Below are 20,399 nucleotides of genomic sequence, written 5' to 3'. Positions count from 1 at the left end.
AAAAGGCCGTCAATTTTATTATTGACGGCCTTTTTTATTATCCCCAAAAAATACATTTAGTGAGTGATGGTCCTGTCTCTCGCGATCACCTTCCAGGTGCCTGTACACACGTTATCTTCCACCACGTAGGCGCGTTCATACAACGCCACGGTAGGACAAATATGCAGTGGCACACCATAAAATGTTGTACCCACCGGATAAGCAGCAGTATCTGCCACTCTGAGCACCAGGTGTTCTTCACTCTGAGATACGGGTTGTGCGTCTGGCACATTCAGGAAATGCACCCGTGGCTGCGGATTTTCCGCCGCTACAGATTTATGTCCGAGATCAAGGCATAACAGCTGATCATCAATAACAGAAACAACTCTCGATAATACCAATGCAGCCCACTGGAATGGTTGTTCCGGAAGATTTTTTCCATAGCCCCAATCCCAGAAAACAAAAGTACCCGGACTGCATTCAATCACCGGTCTGGCAGCATGTATAGGAAAGGTGGGAGAACCGCCGGCCACGATCACCGGTTCAGGCAATCCACTGGCCACAATAGCATGTTGTAATACAGGCACCGGTCCGTACGCTTCGTCACAACGTTTTTTACGTATAGCCATGTCCGTGTCATGCAGATGACCATCATACACGTGTATACCTACCGGTCGTATGCCCGGCAACGTATACAGGTACTGGTATAGTTCCAGTGCCGCCTCCGGTTTAATACCGGTACGGTTCATGCCTACGTTGAGATCAATGTACACCCGCAGCTGACGGCCAGCTGCTTCAAACAATCGGCTGATAGCTTCTCCGGCAGCTTTATTATCTACCAGGCAGGCAAAATCGGTATCCGGATACTGCTGTACCAGTTGCAACAAACGCGCTATCTTGGGGCCTACCGGCTGATAAGCCAACAATACGTCTTTGGCTTTTACCATGCCCAGCATTTCTGCTTCAGCGATAGTAGCACATTTATACTTCTGTATTCCGATAGCCTGTACCAGTTGTACCACCTCCGCAATCTTACTGGTCTTTACGTGTGGGCGTAACCGTTGTATATCATCAATCATATTTTTTAACAGATCGATGTTTTGTTTGATCCTGTCTTTATACACCAGCAGCGCCGGTGAGTCCACCTGTTCAGGGTTTTGAAGTTGATACCATTCCATTGGTTATATCATTAATGCAATTCAAATAGTGCTTCTATTTCTACGGGAATATTATCCGGCAGCGAACCGAAACCAACAGCACTGCGTACCCCTACGCCGTTCTCCTGTCCCCATACCGCGGCAAACAGTTCACTGCAGCCGTTGATGATATAAGGATGATGCTCAAATTCCGGTACACAGTTTACCATTCCCAATACTTTGATGACTCTTTTGATTTTATCGAGGCTACCCAGGTTAGTTACCAGCGTGGAGAGGATAGCCAGTCCTACCTGTCTTGCCGCCAGTTTACCTTCTTCCTGCGTAAGGTCCTTCCCTATACGGCCAATGATCAGGCTACCGTTGTCCTGTACGGTACCATGACCCGAAACATACACATGTTTTCCATCTATCAGCAGCGGCTTGTAAACACCCAGCGGCGCAGGCGCCGGCGGAAGCGTAAGACGCAATGCCTTAAAATTTTCAGTCGGTGTCATTTTCGTTTATTGGTTTACGTTAGACAATCATGCTCAGCAGCAAACTACCGATAAGTCCTGTTACCGAAACGATGGTTTCCATCACTGACCATGTTTTGATCGTATCTTTCACAGACAAGTTAAAGTATTCCTTGAACATCCAGAAGCCGGCATCATTGACATGCGAAAACATCAGGCTGCCGGCGCCGGTAGCCAGCACCATCAGGTTGGGATTTACGCCGGAGGCAGCGATCAGTGGCGCCACGATGCCCGCTGTGGTAAGCCCCGCTACTGTAGCGGATCCAATACACACGCGTATGATAGCCGCAATGCCCCATGCCAGTATTAACGGATGCATGTGCATGCCCTGCAGCGTGGCTGCGATATATTCACTCACCTTGCTGTCATGCAGCAGTTGTGTGAGCGCTCCCGAACCGCCGATGATCAGGATGATCACCGCTATATCTTTCACGGCATCGTCCATCAGGCCCAGTAATTTTTTGGAAGGCACACCGCGGCGAACACCCAGCAGGTATATGCCGTTCAACACCGCCAGCAACATCACGATCAAAGGATCACCCAGCCAGGTGACCATCTTATATGGCAGTTGACCAGCAGGCAACCATAATTTCAACATTGCTGTTATCGCCAGCAGCAGCACCGGCAGCATCGCGGCAAACAAACTGGACATCATACCCGGCAGCTCCGCTTCCGGCATTGGCGGCGCCACAAACATTTTTCCGGGTTCAGTAGTATATTTTTTCAGGTACCGCGAAAATACCGGTCCCGCCAGGATAATAGCCGGTATCGCGAGCAAAATGCCATACAGCAGGGTAAGCCCCATACTGGCATGAAACTGCTGCACTAATGCGGTAGGAGAAGGATGCGGTGGCAGATAGCCATGGGTAACAGACAGGGAGGCGAGCATTGGAATACCCAGATACACCGCCGGCAGACGTGTCTGCGCAGCGACTGTAAATATCAGCGGTACCATCAATACAAACCCGATGTTATAAAACAGCGGTATACCAACAATAAAGCCCGTCAGCATCAGCGACCATTGGATATAACGTGGCCCGAGCAAACGCATCAGTCCACCGGCGATCCGCTGTGCAGCGCCACTTTCGGCCACCAGTTTGCCCAGCATACTACCGCAAACAATCACCACAATCAGTGAGCCTAATGTTTTGCCGATACCGGTTTGGATGGATTGGGTAATTTGCCCTATCTCCATACGCAGGGCCAATCCCATGAGCAGGGAAACTATCAGGAAAGACAGGAAGGTATTTATCTTACACCAGGTAACCAGTACCACCAGCAGGAGAATAGCAGCAATAACGATCAATAATGGCATACGTTCTTTCTTTTGGAAAGAACAAGATAACAAATTGATTCCGGGAATTCTACTCGTAACGCAAAGCGATAATTGGGTCGAGTTTAGAGGCCTTATAAGCGGGATAAATGCCGGAAACCAGGCCTACGGCAGCACAGAGGGCTATGCCGACTAAAATCCACGCCCAGGGTATGACAAAAGAAGATTTCAGTAATATGGACACGATATTGCCCAGCAACATGCCCGCCAGGGCGCCGAAGAGGCCTCCCATGGTGCTGATGATGATGGCTTCGTAGAGGAATTGTTTGCGGATGGTCTTACTGGTAGCGCCCAAAGCTTTCGTAACACCTATTTCACGTGTTCTTTCGGCCACAGACACTAACATGATGTTCATCAGCCCGATAGCGGAGCCGAAAAGCGTAATCGCTGCAATGGCCACCGCAAATAAGTTCACTGTCCCTAAACTCTGGAACAGCATCTCTGCAATACTATCGCTCTTACTCAGTGTGAAGTTATCTTCATCGTTCAGGGCCAGCTGGCGTACTACGCGGAAGGTGCCAATGGCCTCTCCCTGAGCAGCCTCCATCTGTTTGATATCTTTCACGGCCACGCCTATCTGATAAGACGCATTGGGCCGGTTGAAAATTCTTCGTGTATTGTTGACCGTAGTAATCACCACGTTATCTGCACTCATCAGGTTGCTGCTGCCTTTACTTTCCAGCACGCCAATCACGCGGTAACGCACATCGCCCACGCGAATGGTATTATTCACCACGTTCTTCAGCTTACGGCCGAACAGTTTCTCCGCCACATCTTTACCCAAAATGGCCACATTGCGCCCGGACGACACGTCCAGTGCGTTAAAATTGCGGCCGTCACGAATGGTATAGTTGGAGATATCGAGATAACTTTCGTCACCGCCGATAACGGTCACATTGGGGTTCGTTTTCTTATCATCTTTATAGACAGTGGCAATGCCGCTCGCCCTGAAGTTCAGGCTCACGGTGGCAGGGAAATGATATCTCTCTTTAAATGCCAGCGCCTCCTGGTAAGAGATGGGCTTATTACTGATGGATTTCCTGACCTTTTTCTGGTTTTTATTGCCCTTGGAAGCTTTATCCCCGTCATTCCCGATATGCACCTGCATGTCGCGGTTCCGGAGGGAAAAACTGTTGGCCCCCATGCTGGCGAAGCTGGAGTAAATACTGTTTTTCATACTGTCGATGGCCGTTAAAATGCCCACCAGTACGGTGATACCTACAGCAATAATGGAAACTGTAAGACCCGTGCGTAGTCTGTTGCCACTCACGGAACGATAAGCAAGGGAAAATATATCTAAAAACCGCATATAATAAAGTTAATGGAAGTTCAGACAGGCACAAAATAAAAAGTGAGGGAACGTGGACTATGTCGTTTGAGCGGTCATGGGGGCTATAAATGACAAAGGAAACGGCCTGGCCGTTTCCTTTGTCTATGGAAAAAATTTGTCTTGTAGCGATCTTACAGCCAGCCAATCAGCAGGCTGGGGCACAGGCCCAGTACCAATACCAGGATGATGGTCAGCACCAGCGCCGCCCTGAAGCCACCGGAAATCGGTTCTACTTCCGGATCACCCTGTTTGAAGTACATCGCCATGATGACGCGGAAATAGTAGTATACGCTGATCGCGGCACACAGTACGCCCACAATCACCAGCCACAGGAGGTGACCATGCTGAATAGCGGCAGACAGTACAAAGTATTTAGCGAAGAAACCCGCTGTTACCGGGATACCGGCCAGCGAGAACAGGAAGATGGTCGTTGCCAGCGCCAGCAGCGGCTGCTTACGGGCAAGGCCATTAAATCCTTCGAAAGTATAGTCCTTCAGTTTCATCAGCACGGCAAATACACCGATAGTAGCGAGGCTATAGGCCGCTGCATACAGGATAATGCCTTGTGTGGCGAACTGGTTGACAGCGATAACGGCAAACAACATGAAACCTGCCTGCGCAATACTGGAGTAAGCCAGCATCCTTTTTACGCTCTGCTGGAACACTGCGCTGAAGTTACCCAGGATCAGGGTAGCGGCAGTGATGATAGACAGGATCAACGTCCAGTGATGGCTTACGGCGCCACCGGCGAAGGCCACATGGAACATCCGCAGGAAAGCCACAAAACCACCGGCTTTCACCACAGTAGCCATGAAAGAGGTAAATACGGTAGGAGAGCCATCATATACGTCAGGTGTCCAGAAGTGGAACGGTACTGCGGATACTTTGAAAGCGAGCGCAAATGCCATCAGGATAATACCGCACAAAGCCAGCGGATGTACCGGGTCTGCACCCAGCCCAAGCTCAGCGATATTAAAGGTCCCGGCGGCTCCATAGATCAGGGTGATGCCCATCAGGAGGATACCGGTAGAGAAAGCGCCCATCAGGAAGTATTTCAGGGACGCCTCATTGCTTTTCAGGCTTTTACGGTCGGCCCCCGCCAGTACATACTGTGGAATAGACATGATCTCGATGGCCAGGAACAACATCAGCAGGTTGCTGAAGGAAGAGGCCAGCGTAATACCTGCCAGTATGAAGAAGATCAGGGCGAAGTAGTCTCCCACATGTTCACCTACTTTTTCAAACTCCTTCCCCGATAACAGGAAATATATTAGGGTTGCACCTAAAGCCACTGCATTAAACAACACACTGAACTTTGATACTTCAATCATACCAAATTGGATATAGCTGCCCAGCTGCACTGTAGGATACAATGCCAGGTTGGCTATAAATGATATGATGATGGCCGCGATGGCGTAAAATTTAATATGCTGCTTATTGCGTACAAATAAACCGACAAACATCAGAACAACGCCCGATAAAGCAGTAGAAATTAGTGCATTCATATTGTTTCGTTACAAAACCCATTTAAAATTTTCTGATTTTAATATTTTGATATTTAGTTATTTAAATGAGTAAATATCAAAATACCCAAATCTTAAAATACCTTGCTAACCAGATCCAGCATCGGTTGCGGATAAACACCCAATACGAAGATCATGATCACTACCAGGCTTAATGCCACCGTTTCGCCGGGTTGCAGGTCGGTAGTGGTGTCTGTCAGGGTATTGCCTTCACCGAATATCACTTTCTGAATCATATTCAACGTATAAACTGCAGCGAGGATGATACCTAATCCGGCAAATGCCATGAACCAGTGATTGTACTGGAACAGGCCGCTGAACATCAGGAACTCACCGATAAACCCGTTGGTAAGCGGTAACCCAATGTTCGCCAGGCTGATGATAACGAGGAAGATAGCCATCCGGGGTGCCTTGCGGGCGATACCACCCATCTGGTCCATATTCTTCACACCGAGGCGGTTCTGTATCACTTCCACGATAATCCACAACCCGATAATGTTGATACCGTGGTTGAACATCTGGAGTAATACCCCTTGTGTGCCTTGTTCGTTATGCGCAAAAATAGCGGCGCTCATCAAACCGATGTGCGCAATGGAAGAGTAAGCGATCAACCGTTTCAGGTCGCTCTGTACCATGGCGATGCAGGAAGCGTAGATAATACCGATGATAGACAGTACGATGGCTACGTCTGTCCACATGGCGGCACCTTCCGGCAATACCGGTACGAGCCAGCGCAGTACGCCAAACAAGCCCATTTTCACCATTACACCAGAGAGGATCATGGTCACCGGAGTAGGTGATTGCTCGTAAGTGTCCGGCTGCCAGGTATGGAACGGGAACACCGGCATCTTGATGGCGAATGCCACAAAGAACAGCCAGAACAGCCATTTCTGGTCACCCATGCTCAGCTGCAGGCTGGTGAAGGATGTCCAGCTAAAGGAATGGTCCGGGGTCTGGAAATACAGGTAGATGATACCTACCAGCATTAACAGGGAACCGAGGAACGTATAAACGAAGAACTTAAACGTAACGGGTATACGTTTTTCGCCGCCCCACATAGAGCAGAGAAAATATACCGGTATCAGCGCCAGTTCCCAGAATACATAAAACTGCAGGGCGTCGAAGGCGGTGAAAACACCCACCAGGCCGGCCTGAGAAAGCAACATCAGTCCGTAAAAGCTGTTAGGCCTTTCGATGTCGCGGTTATAGATGGTGATAAAAACCAGGAGGAAGGCAATGGCTGTCAACAAGCACAGCATGGTGCCCATACCATCCAGGCCTACCCTGAACTGGCTTCCCAGCTGAGGTATCCAATTGGTAACAAAAGAAAGCTTTTTCGGATCGGCATGCAGCGTGCACACGGTTCCGATGGCTGTGGCTACCGACGCCAGGGACGCAATCATGCCCAGCACCTTTGGCCCGGACCCCTTCAGGCCGAATGCGATCAGGCCCGCTATGAAAGGAATCAGTATTAATAAAACTGTCAACATAATTTATCTGCGCTTGTAACTTCCGCTATTGGTTTATAATAAGAATCCGATCACAAATAATACGATCATACCGATTACCATGGCAAAGATGTAGAAACCTACCTGCCCGCTCTGTACCAGGCGGATTTGCTGGCTGCTCCACTGAACGCTGCGGCCAACACCATTTACCAGTTTATCGATACCTGCTTTTTCAACAGTGTCACGGAAGAAACGGGAAAGCTCCTGTAATGGTTTTACGATGATAGCATCATACAGCTCATCGATATACCATTTGTTTTCCAGCACTTTCGCCACACCTGTATTTTCTTTGCCGGTATCTTCATAAGCCGCGAATTTCTGACGGGCTATCAGGATAAAGACAATAACCAGTACGCTGCTCAGGCCCATCAGCATCCATTCGGTGCCGTGGGACAGATGATGTTCTGCCACAAAAGGAGCAGAAGGTGCAAACACCGGTGACAGGTATTCTGCCAGCAGGTTTTTACCAAATACTTCCGGCAGGCCCACATAACCGCCGAACACAGACAGTATCGCCAGGATGATCAGCGGAATAGTGATCGGGGAAGGGCTTTCATGCAGGTGGTGTTCCTGTTCGTGTGTACCACGGAACTTTCCGGAGAAAGTGATGTAGTACAGGCGGAACATATAGAAAGCGGTCATCAGCGCGCCAATCAGTCCCAGTGCATACAGCACAGGGTTGTGAGCGTAAGCGCTGGCCAGGATTTCATCTTTGGAGAAGAAGCCGGATAAACCAGGGATACCGGCAATGGCCAGGCAACCTACGAGGAATGTCCAGTTAGTGGTAGGCATGTACTTTTTCAGGCCGCCCATTTTACGGATATCCTGCTCACCGCCCATGGCGTGGATAACAGAGCCGGAACCAAGGAACAACAGCGCTTTGAAGAAAGCATGCGTCATCACGTGGAATACGGCAGCAGAGTAAGCCCCTACGCCCAGTGCAAGGAACATATATCCCAGCTGGCTCACCGTAGAGTAAGCCAGTACTTTCTTAATATCGTTTTGTTTCAGTGCAATAGAAGCGGCAAACAGCGCAGTAGCAATACCAATCACCGCCACTACAGTCTGGATAGCTGGTGCCAGTGTGTAGATCACGTTGCTGCGGGCAATCATATAGATACCGGCAGTCACCATCGTAGCAGCGTGGATGAGGGCGGATACCGGGGTTGGACCGGCCATCGCATCGGGCAGCCAGGTATACAGCGGTATCTGTGCTGATTTACCCATGGCGCCTACAAACAGCAGCATGGCGATAGCAGCCAGCGTGGGGTTGTTCATGCCCAGCGGCGCTGCTTTCGCAAATACGTCGGGGAAAGTAACGGTGCCAAACTGCATGATCATGAAGAAGATCCCGAGCAGGAAACCGAGGTCACCGATACGGTTCATCACAAATGCTTTCTTGGCAGCATTATTATAGCTGGTGTTTTTAAACCAGAATCCGATTAACAGATAAGAACAGAGACCAACACCTTCCCATCCGATGAACATCATCACATAGTTGGCGCCGAGCACCAGTATCAGCATGGAAAACACGAAAAGGTTGAGGTAAGCGAAATATCTCGCAAAGCTCTCATCGCTTTCATCATGCATGTAGGAAGTGGAGTAAATGTGGATGAGGGTGCCCACACCGGTGATGATCAGAAGAAATAACGCACTCAGTTGATCTACCTGGAATGCGAAAGGAATATGCAGGCTGCCAACGGAAATGAAGTTAAACAGGTGTACCACCTGTGCCTGAAATCCCGGGGCTTTTACTTCAAAAAATGCTAATAAGCTCACCACAAAGGAAGCCAGTACGGTGCCGCTTCCGATAAACCCTACCAGGGACTTGGATAAAAATCTGCGCCCCAAACCATTTACCAGGAAACCCAATAATGGTAAAAATGGTACCAGCCAAACTAGTTTAATCATTTATCAATTCTATTTACGACGTCGAAACAATTAATAATTAAAGAGGATGAATTATTAATTTTTCAGCCTGTTAAGAATGTTTATATCTACTGAGTGTGTGTTTCTGTAGACCATTGTAATGATAGCCAGACCTACTGCGACTTCGGCAGCAGCCACCACCATAATAAAGAATACAAACAATTGCGCTGATCCCGCATCTACTCTTCCCGCATCTGCCCACATTTTGGAAAATGCTACCAGCAACAGGTTTACTGCATTCAGCATCAGCTCTATGCACATAAAAATGATGATGGCATTACGGCGCATCAGCACCCCCATCACACCAATGCAGAACAGGGCGATACTCAGGAATATGTAATATTGAACAGGCATAAAAATGAATTACGAATTACAAATGACGAATAACGAAAAGGTTATCCGTTTGTTTAGTCTTTTTTACCGATAACAACGGCACCTACCATGGCGCTGAGGAACAGGATGCTGCTCACTTCAAACGGTACCACATATTGTGTGAACAACAGCTGGCCGAGATTTTTGATCAACCCCATTTCGCTCGCTTCCGTGCTGATAGCCGGCATGCTGGCATCGCGCAGGGCGGCTACCAATACCACCAGCAAAGCACCGCCGCTGATAGCGCCGGCATATTTCAGCCAGTTGCGCTTCTGAGGCTCCAGCTCTGCGTTCAGGTTCATCAGCATCATCACATAAAGGAACAATACCATGATAGCGCCGGCATATACGATGATATGCACTACCGCCAGGAACTGGGCGTTCAGCATAATGTAATGCCCTGCAATGGTAAAGAAGGTTACGATCAGACACAATACGCTCGTCACGGGATTCTTACTCAATACTACGCCCAGCGCCGAAACCAGGGCGATGACTGAAAGCACCATGAAAATTATTTGTTGTATACTCATTCCCATCTCTGCTATGTTTGACTATGTATTTTTAGCTTATGCGTATTGTGAATAATTATTTGGACTGTTGTTTCGGATCAGGGATCAACAGGTCCTGCTTTCCGTAAATGAAGCCTTTACGCTGATAGTTGGACGGCGCGAAGGTTTCAGACATATAGATCGCATCTTTGGGACAAGCCTCTTCACAGAATCCGCAGAAAATACAACGCAGCATGTTGATCTCATACCGGGCAGCATATTTCTCTTCACGATACAGGTGCTCTTCTCCCGGTTTTCTTTCCGCAGCTTCCATCGTGATAGCTTCTGCAGGGCAGGCTACCGCGCACAGGCCACAGGCGGTGCATCTTTCACGGCCTTCTTCGTCCCGGTTCAATACGTGTAATCCACGGAATACCGGGCTGAACTGACGCCGCTGTTCAGGAAAGCTAACGGTAGCTTTCCGTTTGAATATATGCTTGAAGGTGATGCCCATACCCTTGGCGATGGCAGGAACATACATTTTTTCCAGGAAGGTTAATGGACTGCGGTCCACCGGTTTTGCCCTGTTTGTTAATGCTTGCATAAATGCTTTATTTAGTCCACACCGTGGTGTGTATAAATTAACGGATAAAAATTAGTGTTGACGGGCCAGTACAACAGCACCGGTAATCAGCATATTAGCCAGTGCCAGCGGAATCATCACTCTCCAGCCCAGACGCATCAGCTGATCATAACGGAACCTTGGGACCGTCCACCGTACCCACATAAAGAAGAATATAAACACCAGTATCTTCACGAACAACGCCAGGAAGCCCAGGATAGTGAGCAGGTTGGGACTAACGCCCAGGCTGTCCATACCCGGAAAAGCATATCCGCCGAAGTACATAGTGGCCATCAGCGCGGAGCTGACGAACATGTTGATATATTCTGCAAAGAGATAAAAGCCCAGTTTCATGGAAGAATATTCCAGGTGGTAGCCACCATTCAGCTCGTTTTCTGCTTCCGGCAGGTCAAAAGGAGCACGGTTCGTTTCAGCAAAAGCAGTTACCAGGAAGATAAAGAAGCCCAGCGGCTGGTATACTACGTTCCAGTAATCATGGCGTTGTTGTTCCACGATCTCTTTCAGGCTCAGCGTACCGGTCAGCATCAGCAGCGCGATCAGCGCCAGGCCCATCGGCAGCTCGTAGGAGATGATCTGGGAGGCAGCCCTTACAGATGCCAGCAGGGAGTATTTGTTGTTGGAAGCCCAGCCACCGATCATAATACCATACACGCCTACGCTCAGCACACCAAAGATGAACAGGATGCCGATGTTAACGTCTGCCACCTGCAGGGACACCGGATGGCCCGCGATAGTCAGGGTATCACCCCAGGGAATAACGGCGCTGGTCATACAGGCCACCATCATGGCGACAGACGGACCGAGGATAAAGAGGAACCGGTTGGAGTTGGTAGGGATGATCTCTTCCTTGAAGAAGAGTTTACCACCATCCGCCAGCGGTTGCAACAGTCCCATCGGACCAGCGCGGTTCGGGCCGAGACGGTCCTGGATCCAGGCAGCCACCTTTCTTTCGCCCCAGGTAGAGTACATGGCCACTACGAGTGACAGCACCAATACTGCGGATATCAGCAGTATTTTTTCAAGAATAAAAAACCAGTCTATGCTTAATAACGTCATTTTCCAATTACGAATTACGAATTACGAATACGATGCTTACTTATTAAAATCGTCCGAATGGGCAGGACCTTCGATCTTAGAAAGATCTATTTCCGGCCGGTTCACCTCACTTGTGGAGTGGATATCGAACAGCAGTTTAGGCTGTCTTCCGTCCAGTACTTCCACCAGCGGATCTTTCGGTTTAACGGTATTCACGTAATGGCCCTGGGAAATAACACTGTGACGGTCTATTTTACGGGGGCCTTCGATGATCCAGTCTGATTTTTCTTTTTTATCGAAACGGCAGGTATCGCAGATAAAGTCTTCCACTTCGCCGTATTTGTCTTTACGGGCAGTTACGCGGAACACTTCATCACCACGCATCCACAGTACGGTTTTACCGCAGCATTTCGGGTCTTCGCAGTGACGGTGGGCATCCATCGGTTTGAGGAACCATACACGGTTTTTGAACCGGAAGGTTTTATCGGTGAGGGCGCCTACCGGGCAAACGTCGATCACGTTGCCGATAAAGTTATTGTCGAGTGACTGATGGATATAGGTGCTGATTTCTGACGCATCACCACGGCCGAGAATGCCGTGTTCACGTTTTTCAGTGAGCTGGTCAGCAGTGAATACGCAGCGGTAGCAGAGGATACAGCGGGTCATATGCAGCTGTATCTTGTCGCCGATGTCGATTTTATCGAAAGTTCTGCGTTTGAATTCGTAGCGGGTAGCTTCAGCGCCGTGTTCATAGCTCAGGTTCTGCAGGTCACATTCACCGGCCTGGTCGCAAACGGGGCAGTCCAGCGGGTGATTGAGCAGCAGGAATTCCACCACGCCTTTACGGGCTTCCTGTACTTCCGGAGAAGTGATGTTAGCCACTTCCATACCATCCATGACAGTAGTACGGCAGCTGGCCACCAGTTTAGGCATCGGGCGCGGGTCAGCCTCGGAGCCTTTGGTTACCTTTACCAGGCAGGTACGGCATTTACCACCGCTGCCCTGCAGCTTGGAATAGTAGCACATAGCCGGCGGTACCACATCTCCACCTATCGACCGGGCCGCATTCAGTATTGTAGTACCAGGTTCGACCTCCACGGAGATGTTATCGATCTTAACCTTGAATAATTTTTTTTCCTCCGCCATCTTGGATATATTTTTTGCTGTCGGTACTGCATCGCAGCGGGCAGCAAATTTTAATGATTATTTGTGTATTGACTGTTCAGTGAATCGGACGCTTCTTACACAGCAGCCGGAGCCGGTGCAGGCAGCGGATCAGCATAGTGTGCCAATCCGAAGTTTCGGGTCAGCGCCTCATCAGGATGTTTCACATGCCATTCAAATTCGTCGCGGAAATGACGGATGGCAGCAGCTACCGGCCATGCGGCGGCGTCGCCGAGCGGACAGATAGTATTGCCTTCTATTTTCCGTTGAATATCCCACAACAGGTCGATATCACTCATCTTACCTTTTCCGTATTCGATATTGTGCAGCACTTTTTTCATCCAGCCTGTACCTTCACGGCAAGGGCTGCACTGGCCGCAGCTTTCGTGGTGGTAGAAACGGGCGAAAGTGAGGGTATTGCGTACAATACACTGGTCTTCGTCCATCACGATAAAACCACCGGAACCTAACATAGAGCCGGTTGCAAAACCGCCATCGTTAAGGCTTTCGTAGGTCATCATACGGGTCTCGCCCTTCGCCGTTTTCAACAGCAGGTTGGCCGGCAGCACCGGTACGGAAGAACCGCCGGGGATGCAGGCTTTCAGGCGTTTGCCACCTTTGATGCCTCCACAGTATTCGTCAGAGTAAATAAATTCTTCTACGGAGATGTTCATTTCGATCTCGTATACGCCGGGTTTATTGATATTACCACAGGCAGAGATCAGTTTGGTACCGGTAGATTTACCAATACCGAATTTGATATATTCATCGCCACCGATGTTAATGATGGGTACCACAGCAGCAATGGTTTCCACATTGTTTACCACCGTAGGGCATCCCCACAGACCTTTTACAGCCGGGAACGGAGGTTTGATACGGGGGTTGCCGCGTTTACCTTCCAGTGATTCCAGCAGGGCTGTTTCTTCACCGCAGATATAAGCACCGGCGCCGCGTTGTACAAATATTTCAAGATCATAGCCGGTACCGAGGATGTTTTTTCCCAGCCAGCCTTTGTTTTTAGCTTCAGCGATCGCTTGTTCCAGGATATCCGGGATCCAGGCGTATTCGCCACGGATGTAGATGTATGCTCTGTTAGCGCCCAGGGCGAAGCTGGAGATCAGCAACCCTTCTACCAGCAGGTGAGGGATGAACTCCATCAGGTAACGGTCTTTGAATGTGCCCGGTTCTGATTCGTCCGCATTGCAAACGAGGTAACGCGGAACACCTTCCGGTTTGGCGATGAAGCTCCATTTCAGGCCGGTAGGGAAACCAGCGCCACCACGACCTCTCAGGCCGCTCTTCTTTACTTCTTCCACTACAGCTTCAGCGCCCATGGATTTCAGGGCTTTTTCTGCCGCAGCATAACCGCCGTTAGCCCGGTAAGTGTCGTAATACCGGATACCTTCTATATGTGCTTTGTCTAACAGTAATTTGCGTCCCATTGTCTTCCTTATGGTTTAATGGTGATGGGTAAACCAGCACCATCAACAGATTTGTATGATATATCTTTTATGCCTTGCGTATCCGGTGCTGCGCTACACGTTCCGCCAGCCGGAAAAACAGGTATCCGGAGGCTACGCCGCAGATAAAGGAGAGGAACCAGTTGTTCACCCGCCACAGACCTGCCAGTGCTGCCATCAACAATCCCGCTTCGATGATAGTCTGGCGGTGCTGATAAAGTAATGAACCAATACGCATGACGATACTTTTTTGCTGATGCATCAATTAGCTTTTGCCCTGCATTCCGCGATGATCTCATCCACTTTGGCAGGGGTCAGGTGTTCACGGAAATGTTTACCCAATTGCATCATGGGCGCATAACCGCAGGCACCGAGACATTCTACCGTTTTAAGGGTAAACATGCCATCAGGCGTAGTTTCACCTACACCGATACCCAGTTTGTTCTTAATATAGTCAATGATCTGATCCGAACCACTTACCATGCAGGGGCCTGTCTGACATACTTCAAACAGGTATTTGCCTACCGGCTTCAGGTTGAACATGCTGTAGAAAGTGGCCACTTCGTATACTTCAATGGGCGTTATCTGCAGTATGCCTGCAACATAGTCCATCGTTTCTGCACTCAGCCAACCGCCAAATTCCTCCTGTGCCAGATGCAGCACAGGTATCAGCGCACTCTTCTGCTTCCCTTCCGGGTAGCGTGCGATGATCTCTTTTACTTTATTCAGTTTCTCTTCAGAAAATTGAACCACAGCCATTAAAAAATTATATTTAAGTAAGCTTATTTTATTCTTTAGACGCTATCATAAAAACAAATAGTACCCGCAAGGACAGGTACTACTATGCATCCAGTTCACCGGCAATCAGGTTAAGGCTACTCATACACACGATAGCATCGCTCAACATAGCGCCTTTGATCAGTTCAGGATAAGCCTGATAGTAGATAAAGCAGGGACGGCGGAAGTGCAACCGGTAAGGGCTGCGGCCACCATCACTGATCAGGTAGAAGCCCAGTTCACCGTTCGCTCCTTCTACGGAGTGGTACACTTCGCCGGGCAGTATATCTGTTTCACCCATCACGATTTTAAAGTGATAGATGAGTGCTTCCATTTTTGTATAAACATCTTTTTTGTCAGGCAGGTAGTAAGCCGGAACGTCCGCATGGTATACGTCGTCCGGTAAGCCTTTCAGTTTGTCCATTGCCTGACGGATGATGCTGATGCTTTCCCACATTTCTGCGTTACGTACCTGATAACGGTCGTAGCAGTCGCCGGTAGTACCGACAGGTATGGAGAAATCGAAATCCTGGTAAGAGGAGTACGGACTGGCGATGCGCACGTCGTAATCTACGCCGGCAGCTCTCAGGTTAGGGCCGGTGAAGCCGTAGCTCATGGCTCTTTCTGCGCTGATGGCGCCTACTCCCTGTGTACGTTCCATGAAGATACGGTTACGGGTCAGCAGGGTTTCAAATTCTGTCAGGGCAGCCGGATACTCTTTCAGGAAACGTTCAATTTTCTCGAAAGCAGCCGGTGTGAAGTTTCTTTCAAAACCGCCAATACGACCGATGTTGGTCGTCAGACGGGAACCGCATATCTCTTCGTAAATTTCGTATATCAGTTCACGGTAGGTCATGAGGTACACGAAACCGGTCAATGCACCAGTATCCACCCCCATTACCGCGCTACAGATCAGGTGGTCTGCGATACGGGCCAGCTCCATGATGATCACCCGCAGGTAGTCAACACGTTTGGGAATTTCCAGTCCCAGCAGCTTTTCCACGGTCATGATCCAACCCATGTTGTTGATGGGGGCAGAGCAATAGTTGAGCCTGTCTGTGAGCGGAGTGATCTGGTAGTATGGACGGCGTTCTGCGATCTTCTCAAATGCGCGGTGGATGTATCCTACAGTGGATACTGCGCTCACTACTCTTTCGCCATCTATTTCCAGAATATTCTGGAATACGCCGTGTGTAGCCGGATGGGTAGGACCCAGGTTCAGTGTGGTCGTATTTTTCTCTATGGAGCCTTCCGGCAGTTTTATATGTTGTTTCTGGTCTAACATAGCCTAATTGATTAAAAGTGACCGCCCCTGCCAAACATTTCGTCGTCTTTGTCGGTACGCATGGGATCTTCCAGCGGGAACTCCTTGCGCATGGGGAAATAGGTCATTTCATCCACGTTGAGGACACGGATCAGGTTAGGATGCCCTACAAAATCCACCCCGAAGAAATCATAGGTTTCGCGCTCCATCCAGTTGGCAGATTCATACAGGCTGGTAGCGGTAAATACTTTCGGTGACGCCACCGGTGTATATACTTTAAGGCGCAGCCGTACATTGTCCACGAAGTTGTGCAGGTGATATACCACGCACAGCTCCTCCCCTTTACGTTCGGGATAGTGTACCGCTGTGATGTCTGTCAGAAAACGAAAACGCAATTCCTCATCATCAAACAGGAATTGCATTACTTTCAGGTTATAATCTTTCTGCGCGGTGAAGGTGAGCATTCCAAACGGCTCTTCAAAACCGGTCAGTACATCCCCGAACTTCTCCGTCAGGCGTTGTTGTATGCGTTCGTTTGTTAAAGACATTAACAATAAGTGATTTACGAGTTACAAGTTACCATTCACACCTTATTTGATACCGTAAGACTCCATCAGTTCTTTATAACGGTCGGAGTTACGGCGACGCAGGCTTTCATTGCCCACCAACTGCTGTATTTTCATGAAACCGTCGATGATGCCTTCTGGTCTGGGAGGACATCCCGGAACATACACATCTACCGGAATCACCTGGTCAATTCCTTGTAAAACAGAGTAAGTATCAAAAATGCCACCGCTGCAGGCGCAGGCGCCTACTGCCATTACCCAGCGTGGCTCAGCCATCTGCAGGTATACCTGACGAACGATAGGGCCCATCTTTTTGGAAATGGTGCCCATTACCATCAGCAGGTCGCACTGACGCGGGGTAAATGCCATACGTTCTGCACCGAAACGTGCCAGATCGTAAGTAGCAGCCATAGTGGCCATAAATTCAATACCACAGCAGGAGGTGGCAAATGGTAAAGGCCAGATGGAGTTTTTACGCGCCAGACCGATGGCCTTATCAAATGAGGTGGCATAAAACCCTTCACCGGAATATCCCTCAGGGATTTCCACCATCTTCACATTGGTATTATATTGAACCGGACGAGCCATTGGATTAAGATTTAAAGGTTTAAGATTAGTCTTCCCACTTCAGGGCGCCTTTCTTCACAATGTAGATGAACCCACACAGGAAGAAGCCCACAAACATCAACACAGCAACAAATCCTTCCCAACCCAGCGACTTGAAATTAACAGCATACGGGTAGAAAAAGATCACTTCCACATCAAACAAGACAAAGAGAATGGCTGTCAGGAAGTACTTGATAGCCACCGGCTGCCTCGCGTTGCCGCGCTGCTCAATTCCACTTTCAAAGTTAATAAGCTTATCGCTTGTTTTACGCTTGGGACCCAAAAAGTGAGTGGCTAGCATAGTGATCCCAACAAATCCTAAAGCAGCAAGTAATTGCAGTACTATAGGGAAATAGCTAAAAGGAGTAGTCGTTGCTGACAAAAATACAGTGTCTGTATACATAAGCTTCCCGATAAAACATTGTCCGAATTCGCAAAAATACTGTAACTAAACCAAATATCAAATCTATTTAGTCGTTAAAATATTATCTTTTTTTGCCAACCGGAAACCATGGAAACCATTCCGGCAACTATCGGCTCATCCGCCGGAAGCAAGCATTTAAGGCCTTTTTGTGTTTTTTACACAATGAATGGCGAAGTAGGGTACTGATTAACAGTTAGATATAACAATTTACATAAATATAAATACGTTGTTTACACCGCAGTCCGTCAGTCATTTTGTCAAGAACTGGCTGCTGACCGACTGTTTGGATCGATGATAAGTAGGGCTGCCCTCAGCAACAGCGATCTTTGTCCCCTCAATACCCTGCTGCGCCCACTCCTATCAGCCTGGCTGCCGGTCATCCTTTCCCCGCCGGCAGCTGCCCCCAGTTCCGAAAAATACCCTGCGGGAAGATAAAAGCGCCAATTTGACAGCAAATTCGCATATTAAATTTCCGGCACGGGGTATTTATAGGCCCAATAAAAAGCCCCGGACCAGAAATGGCCCGAGGCTTTTTTATGACAAGCAGTTAATGTTATTTTTTGTTGGTAGCTGGTTTAGCAGCAGGCTTAGCAGCAGCTTTTTCGCGGCTGGCCATATTTTCTCTTACCTGTTTAACAGTTACGTTATTCGGGTCGATAGCAGCCAGTTTATCAGCCCATATCGCTACGTTAGCTTTGTCTTCCTTGAAGTAGTAGTACAACAGCTCGTAGGTGTAAGCGAAAGTCAGCGTGGGTTTGTTTTTCTCTGGGCCCAGCGGCTCAGTGATTTCTATGTATTTATCATAGAAAGGTTTGGCTACGCCTGACTGCGCCTGCGGATCTTTCGCGAAGTTAGCACGGCCTCTCCAGTAGTAACCGGTGCCCAGTTCTGGTTTCACATCGATCACTTTCTGGAATGCGACATCTGATTTATTAATCAGTGCGGTGTCGTAAGGAGTTACGTTCACACCAGCGTAGTAATAGTTGATACCTACGTTGAAATAGTCCCTGGCACCCAGTTGCTCTTTATTGGCAAGGCGCAGTTCATTCGCTTTTTCATACCAGTCACCTGCCTGTTCGAATTTTCTCGCAGATTGCAGCGCGTCAGCGATCTGGGTGTAAGTCTCAGGATCTTTAGCGGTAGTGGAAGAAGCGAATTTTTCCAGGTAACCCAGCGCTTTGTCTGTGTACTGGTTCTGTGTAGCGGAATCAGAAGATTTCAGGCGGAGGTAGATGGTGCTCAGCAGTTTGTAGTCGCTGGAGTCCAGTTTGCCTACACCAGCAGCCTGTACATAATCATCCATTACTTTTTTCGCGCTCAGGGAGTCGCCTTTCTGCAGGTAAGCATCACCTACCAGCAGGCTGAACTTGTTTTTGTAGAATTCATTGGCAGTTCCCATCGCAGCTTTACCCTTGTTGATAGCGCCATCGTAGTCTTTTTTGAAGAACGCTACGGAAGCAGCCAGGTATTCATTTTTGGTTTTATCTGCGGGGTCAGCGATCGCCATGTATTTCTCCAGGTATTCAGCGGCTTTTTCCCATGACAGCTGATCTTTTTTCGGAGTAGTATAGAACAGGAACAGCTCATTGAAAGCAGGAGCATAGTTCGGGTCCATATTGGTAGCTTTGGTCCAGTCGGCCACTGCTTCCGCTTTCAGTCTCGCGTTGTAGTTTACGAGGCCTTGTTTCATCACGGCTTCAGCGCTGTTGGCGTCCACTTCCAGTGCTTTTTCGTAAGCAGCAATGGCTTTACCACCGTTTTCACCGCCGAGGTAACGGTAGGCGTCACCTTGTTCGATATAGTCAGCCGCAGTAGCGGTGTACATGTCTTTTTTCTTACGGCCTTCGTTGTTCAGGAGCTTGTCCATTACAGTGAGGGCATAAGCGCGGTCACCACCTTTTACTTCTGTGTTGGCATCAGCGATGGCACGGGCTACGTCACCATCACGGCCCTGGGTAGCAGCAGTAGCAGCTTCAAATTTAGCTTTAGCGGCAGCAGCATCACCTTTGAGCAGATCGATACGGCCCAGGCCAGCCTGCAATAAAGCAGAAGTTGGCACGGCCTGCAAACCCTTCTGGAAAGTAGCAGTAGCGCCGGCTACGTCTTCCATGGCGAGTTGTGCTATACCCATGTAATAATAAGCTTTGTCTTCAGTTGGTTTCGCAGCAATTACTTTCTCAAAAGTCTGTTTGGCGGACAGGTTTTTACCATAATACAGGTCTTTCAATCCATCCTGCACAGATTGAGCCATCACACTGCCGGAGGCGGCGCACAGCAATGCTACGAGTAAACTTTTCCGTCTGTTCATTTGCAATCTGGTTTTTTAGTT

20 protein-coding genes are annotated in these 20,399 nt (G+C 48.9%); all 20 read right to left on the bottom strand.

Features of this window, described 5'->3' with window-relative positions:
• Nucleotides 1-56: 56 nt before the first annotated feature.
• The 20 genes from HHL17_RS07460 to HHL17_RS07365 all read right to left on the bottom strand — a co-directional run bounded on the left by HHL17_RS07460 (nucleotide 57) and on the right by HHL17_RS07365 (nucleotide 20,378).
• A complete protein-coding gene (locus HHL17_RS07460) occupies nucleotides 57-1,157 on the bottom strand; it encodes a D-TA family PLP-dependent enzyme (RefSeq protein ID WP_169224120.1) in 1,101 nt (366 codons plus the stop codon).
• Nucleotides 1,158-1,168: 11 nt separating this feature from the next.
• The gene (locus HHL17_RS07455; RefSeq protein WP_169224119.1) at nucleotides 1,169-1,630 is read right to left on the bottom strand and encodes a RidA family protein; all 462 of its coding nucleotides are present in this window, start codon (nucleotides 1,628-1,630) and stop codon (nucleotides 1,169-1,171) included.
• Between the two features lie 19 nt (nucleotides 1,631-1,649).
• A complete protein-coding gene (locus tag HHL17_RS07450; protein ID WP_169224118.1) occupies nucleotides 1,650-2,963 on the bottom strand; it encodes a gluconate:H+ symporter in 1,314 nt (437 codons plus the stop codon).
• 49 nt (nucleotides 2,964-3,012) lie between these two features.
• Nucleotides 3,013-4,290: an ABC transporter permease gene (locus tag HHL17_RS07445; RefSeq protein ID WP_169224117.1), complete on the bottom strand. Its 1,278-nt coding sequence runs from the start codon at nucleotides 4,288-4,290 to the stop codon at nucleotides 3,013-3,015.
• A 152-nt stretch (nucleotides 4,291-4,442) separates the two neighbouring features.
• Nucleotides 4,443-5,816, bottom strand: coding sequence for an NADH-quinone oxidoreductase subunit N (locus tag HHL17_RS07440; RefSeq protein WP_169224116.1), 1,374 nt, complete (start codon nucleotides 5,814-5,816; stop codon nucleotides 4,443-4,445).
• Between the two features lie 92 nt (nucleotides 5,817-5,908).
• Entirely contained in the window at nucleotides 5,909-7,324 is a 1,416-nt protein-coding gene (locus HHL17_RS07435; protein ID WP_169224115.1) for a complex I subunit 4 family protein, read from the bottom strand.
• Nucleotides 7,325-7,357: 33 nt separating this feature from the next.
• A complete protein-coding gene (nuoL, locus tag HHL17_RS07430) occupies nucleotides 7,358-9,253 on the bottom strand; it encodes an NADH-quinone oxidoreductase subunit L (protein WP_169224114.1) in 1,896 nt (631 codons plus the stop codon).
• Nucleotides 9,254-9,307: 54 nt separating this feature from the next.
• Nucleotides 9,308-9,625 (bottom strand): NADH-quinone oxidoreductase subunit NuoK, encoded by a 318-nt coding sequence (gene nuoK / locus HHL17_RS07425; protein WP_168870058.1) that lies wholly within the window; start codon nucleotides 9,623-9,625, stop codon nucleotides 9,308-9,310.
• A 53-nt stretch (nucleotides 9,626-9,678) separates the two neighbouring features.
• Nucleotides 9,679-10,173, bottom strand: coding sequence for an NADH-quinone oxidoreductase subunit J family protein (locus HHL17_RS07420; RefSeq protein WP_169224113.1), 495 nt, complete (start codon nucleotides 10,171-10,173; stop codon nucleotides 9,679-9,681).
• 55 nt (nucleotides 10,174-10,228) lie between these two features.
• The gene (gene nuoI, locus HHL17_RS07415) at nucleotides 10,229-10,735 is read right to left on the bottom strand and encodes an NADH-quinone oxidoreductase subunit NuoI (protein WP_169224112.1); all 507 of its coding nucleotides are present in this window, start codon (nucleotides 10,733-10,735) and stop codon (nucleotides 10,229-10,231) included.
• A 51-nt stretch (nucleotides 10,736-10,786) separates the two neighbouring features.
• On the bottom strand, nucleotides 10,787-11,830 hold the full coding sequence (gene nuoH / locus HHL17_RS07410) for an NADH-quinone oxidoreductase subunit NuoH (RefSeq protein ID WP_206155931.1): 1,044 nt from the start codon (nucleotides 11,828-11,830) through the stop codon (nucleotides 10,787-10,789).
• A gap of 36 nt (nucleotides 11,831-11,866) precedes the next feature.
• On the bottom strand, nucleotides 11,867-12,955 hold the full coding sequence (locus HHL17_RS07405) for a 2Fe-2S iron-sulfur cluster-binding protein (protein WP_169224111.1): 1,089 nt from the start codon (nucleotides 12,953-12,955) through the stop codon (nucleotides 11,867-11,869).
• 95 nt (nucleotides 12,956-13,050) lie between these two features.
• Nucleotides 13,051-14,415, bottom strand: a complete 1,365-nt coding sequence (gene nuoF / locus HHL17_RS07400) for an NADH-quinone oxidoreductase subunit NuoF (protein ID WP_169224110.1) — start codon at nucleotides 14,413-14,415, stop codon at nucleotides 13,051-13,053.
• Between the two features lie 67 nt (nucleotides 14,416-14,482).
• Complete coding sequence (locus HHL17_RS07395) at nucleotides 14,483-14,695, bottom strand: hypothetical protein (protein WP_169224109.1); 213 nt, start codon at nucleotides 14,693-14,695, stop codon at nucleotides 14,483-14,485.
• Nucleotides 14,695-15,192, bottom strand: a complete 498-nt coding sequence (gene nuoE, locus HHL17_RS07390) for an NADH-quinone oxidoreductase subunit NuoE (protein WP_168870064.1) — start codon at nucleotides 15,190-15,192, stop codon at nucleotides 14,695-14,697. The genes HHL17_RS07395 and nuoE overlap by 1 nt, the downstream gene beginning before the upstream one ends.
• A gap of 82 nt (nucleotides 15,193-15,274) precedes the next feature.
• Entirely contained in the window at nucleotides 15,275-16,495 is a 1,221-nt protein-coding gene (locus HHL17_RS07385) for an NADH-quinone oxidoreductase subunit D (RefSeq protein ID WP_169224108.1), read from the bottom strand.
• An 11-nt stretch (nucleotides 16,496-16,506) separates the two neighbouring features.
• Complete coding sequence (locus tag HHL17_RS07380) at nucleotides 16,507-17,022, bottom strand: NADH-quinone oxidoreductase subunit C (RefSeq protein WP_169224107.1); 516 nt, start codon at nucleotides 17,020-17,022, stop codon at nucleotides 16,507-16,509.
• 42 nt (nucleotides 17,023-17,064) lie between these two features.
• Nucleotides 17,065-17,628, bottom strand: coding sequence for an NADH-quinone oxidoreductase subunit B (locus HHL17_RS07375; RefSeq protein WP_078668889.1), 564 nt, complete (start codon nucleotides 17,626-17,628; stop codon nucleotides 17,065-17,067).
• A gap of 25 nt (nucleotides 17,629-17,653) precedes the next feature.
• Entirely contained in the window at nucleotides 17,654-18,049 is a 396-nt protein-coding gene (locus HHL17_RS07370; RefSeq protein ID WP_168870067.1) for an NADH-quinone oxidoreductase subunit A, read from the bottom strand.
• Nucleotides 18,050-18,623: 574 nt separating this feature from the next.
• Nucleotides 18,624-20,378, bottom strand: a complete 1,755-nt coding sequence (locus HHL17_RS07365; protein WP_169224106.1) for a tetratricopeptide repeat protein — start codon at nucleotides 20,376-20,378, stop codon at nucleotides 18,624-18,626.
• Nucleotides 20,379-20,399: the final 21 nt, after the last annotated feature.

This window comes from Chitinophaga fulva, from assembly GCF_012927205.1.
Taxonomy (GTDB): Bacteria; Bacteroidota; Bacteroidia; order Chitinophagales; family Chitinophagaceae; genus Chitinophaga; species Chitinophaga fulva.
The sequence above is the reverse complement of the archived record's forward strand: the minus strand, read 5'-3'. Positions and strand labels throughout refer to the sequence as shown.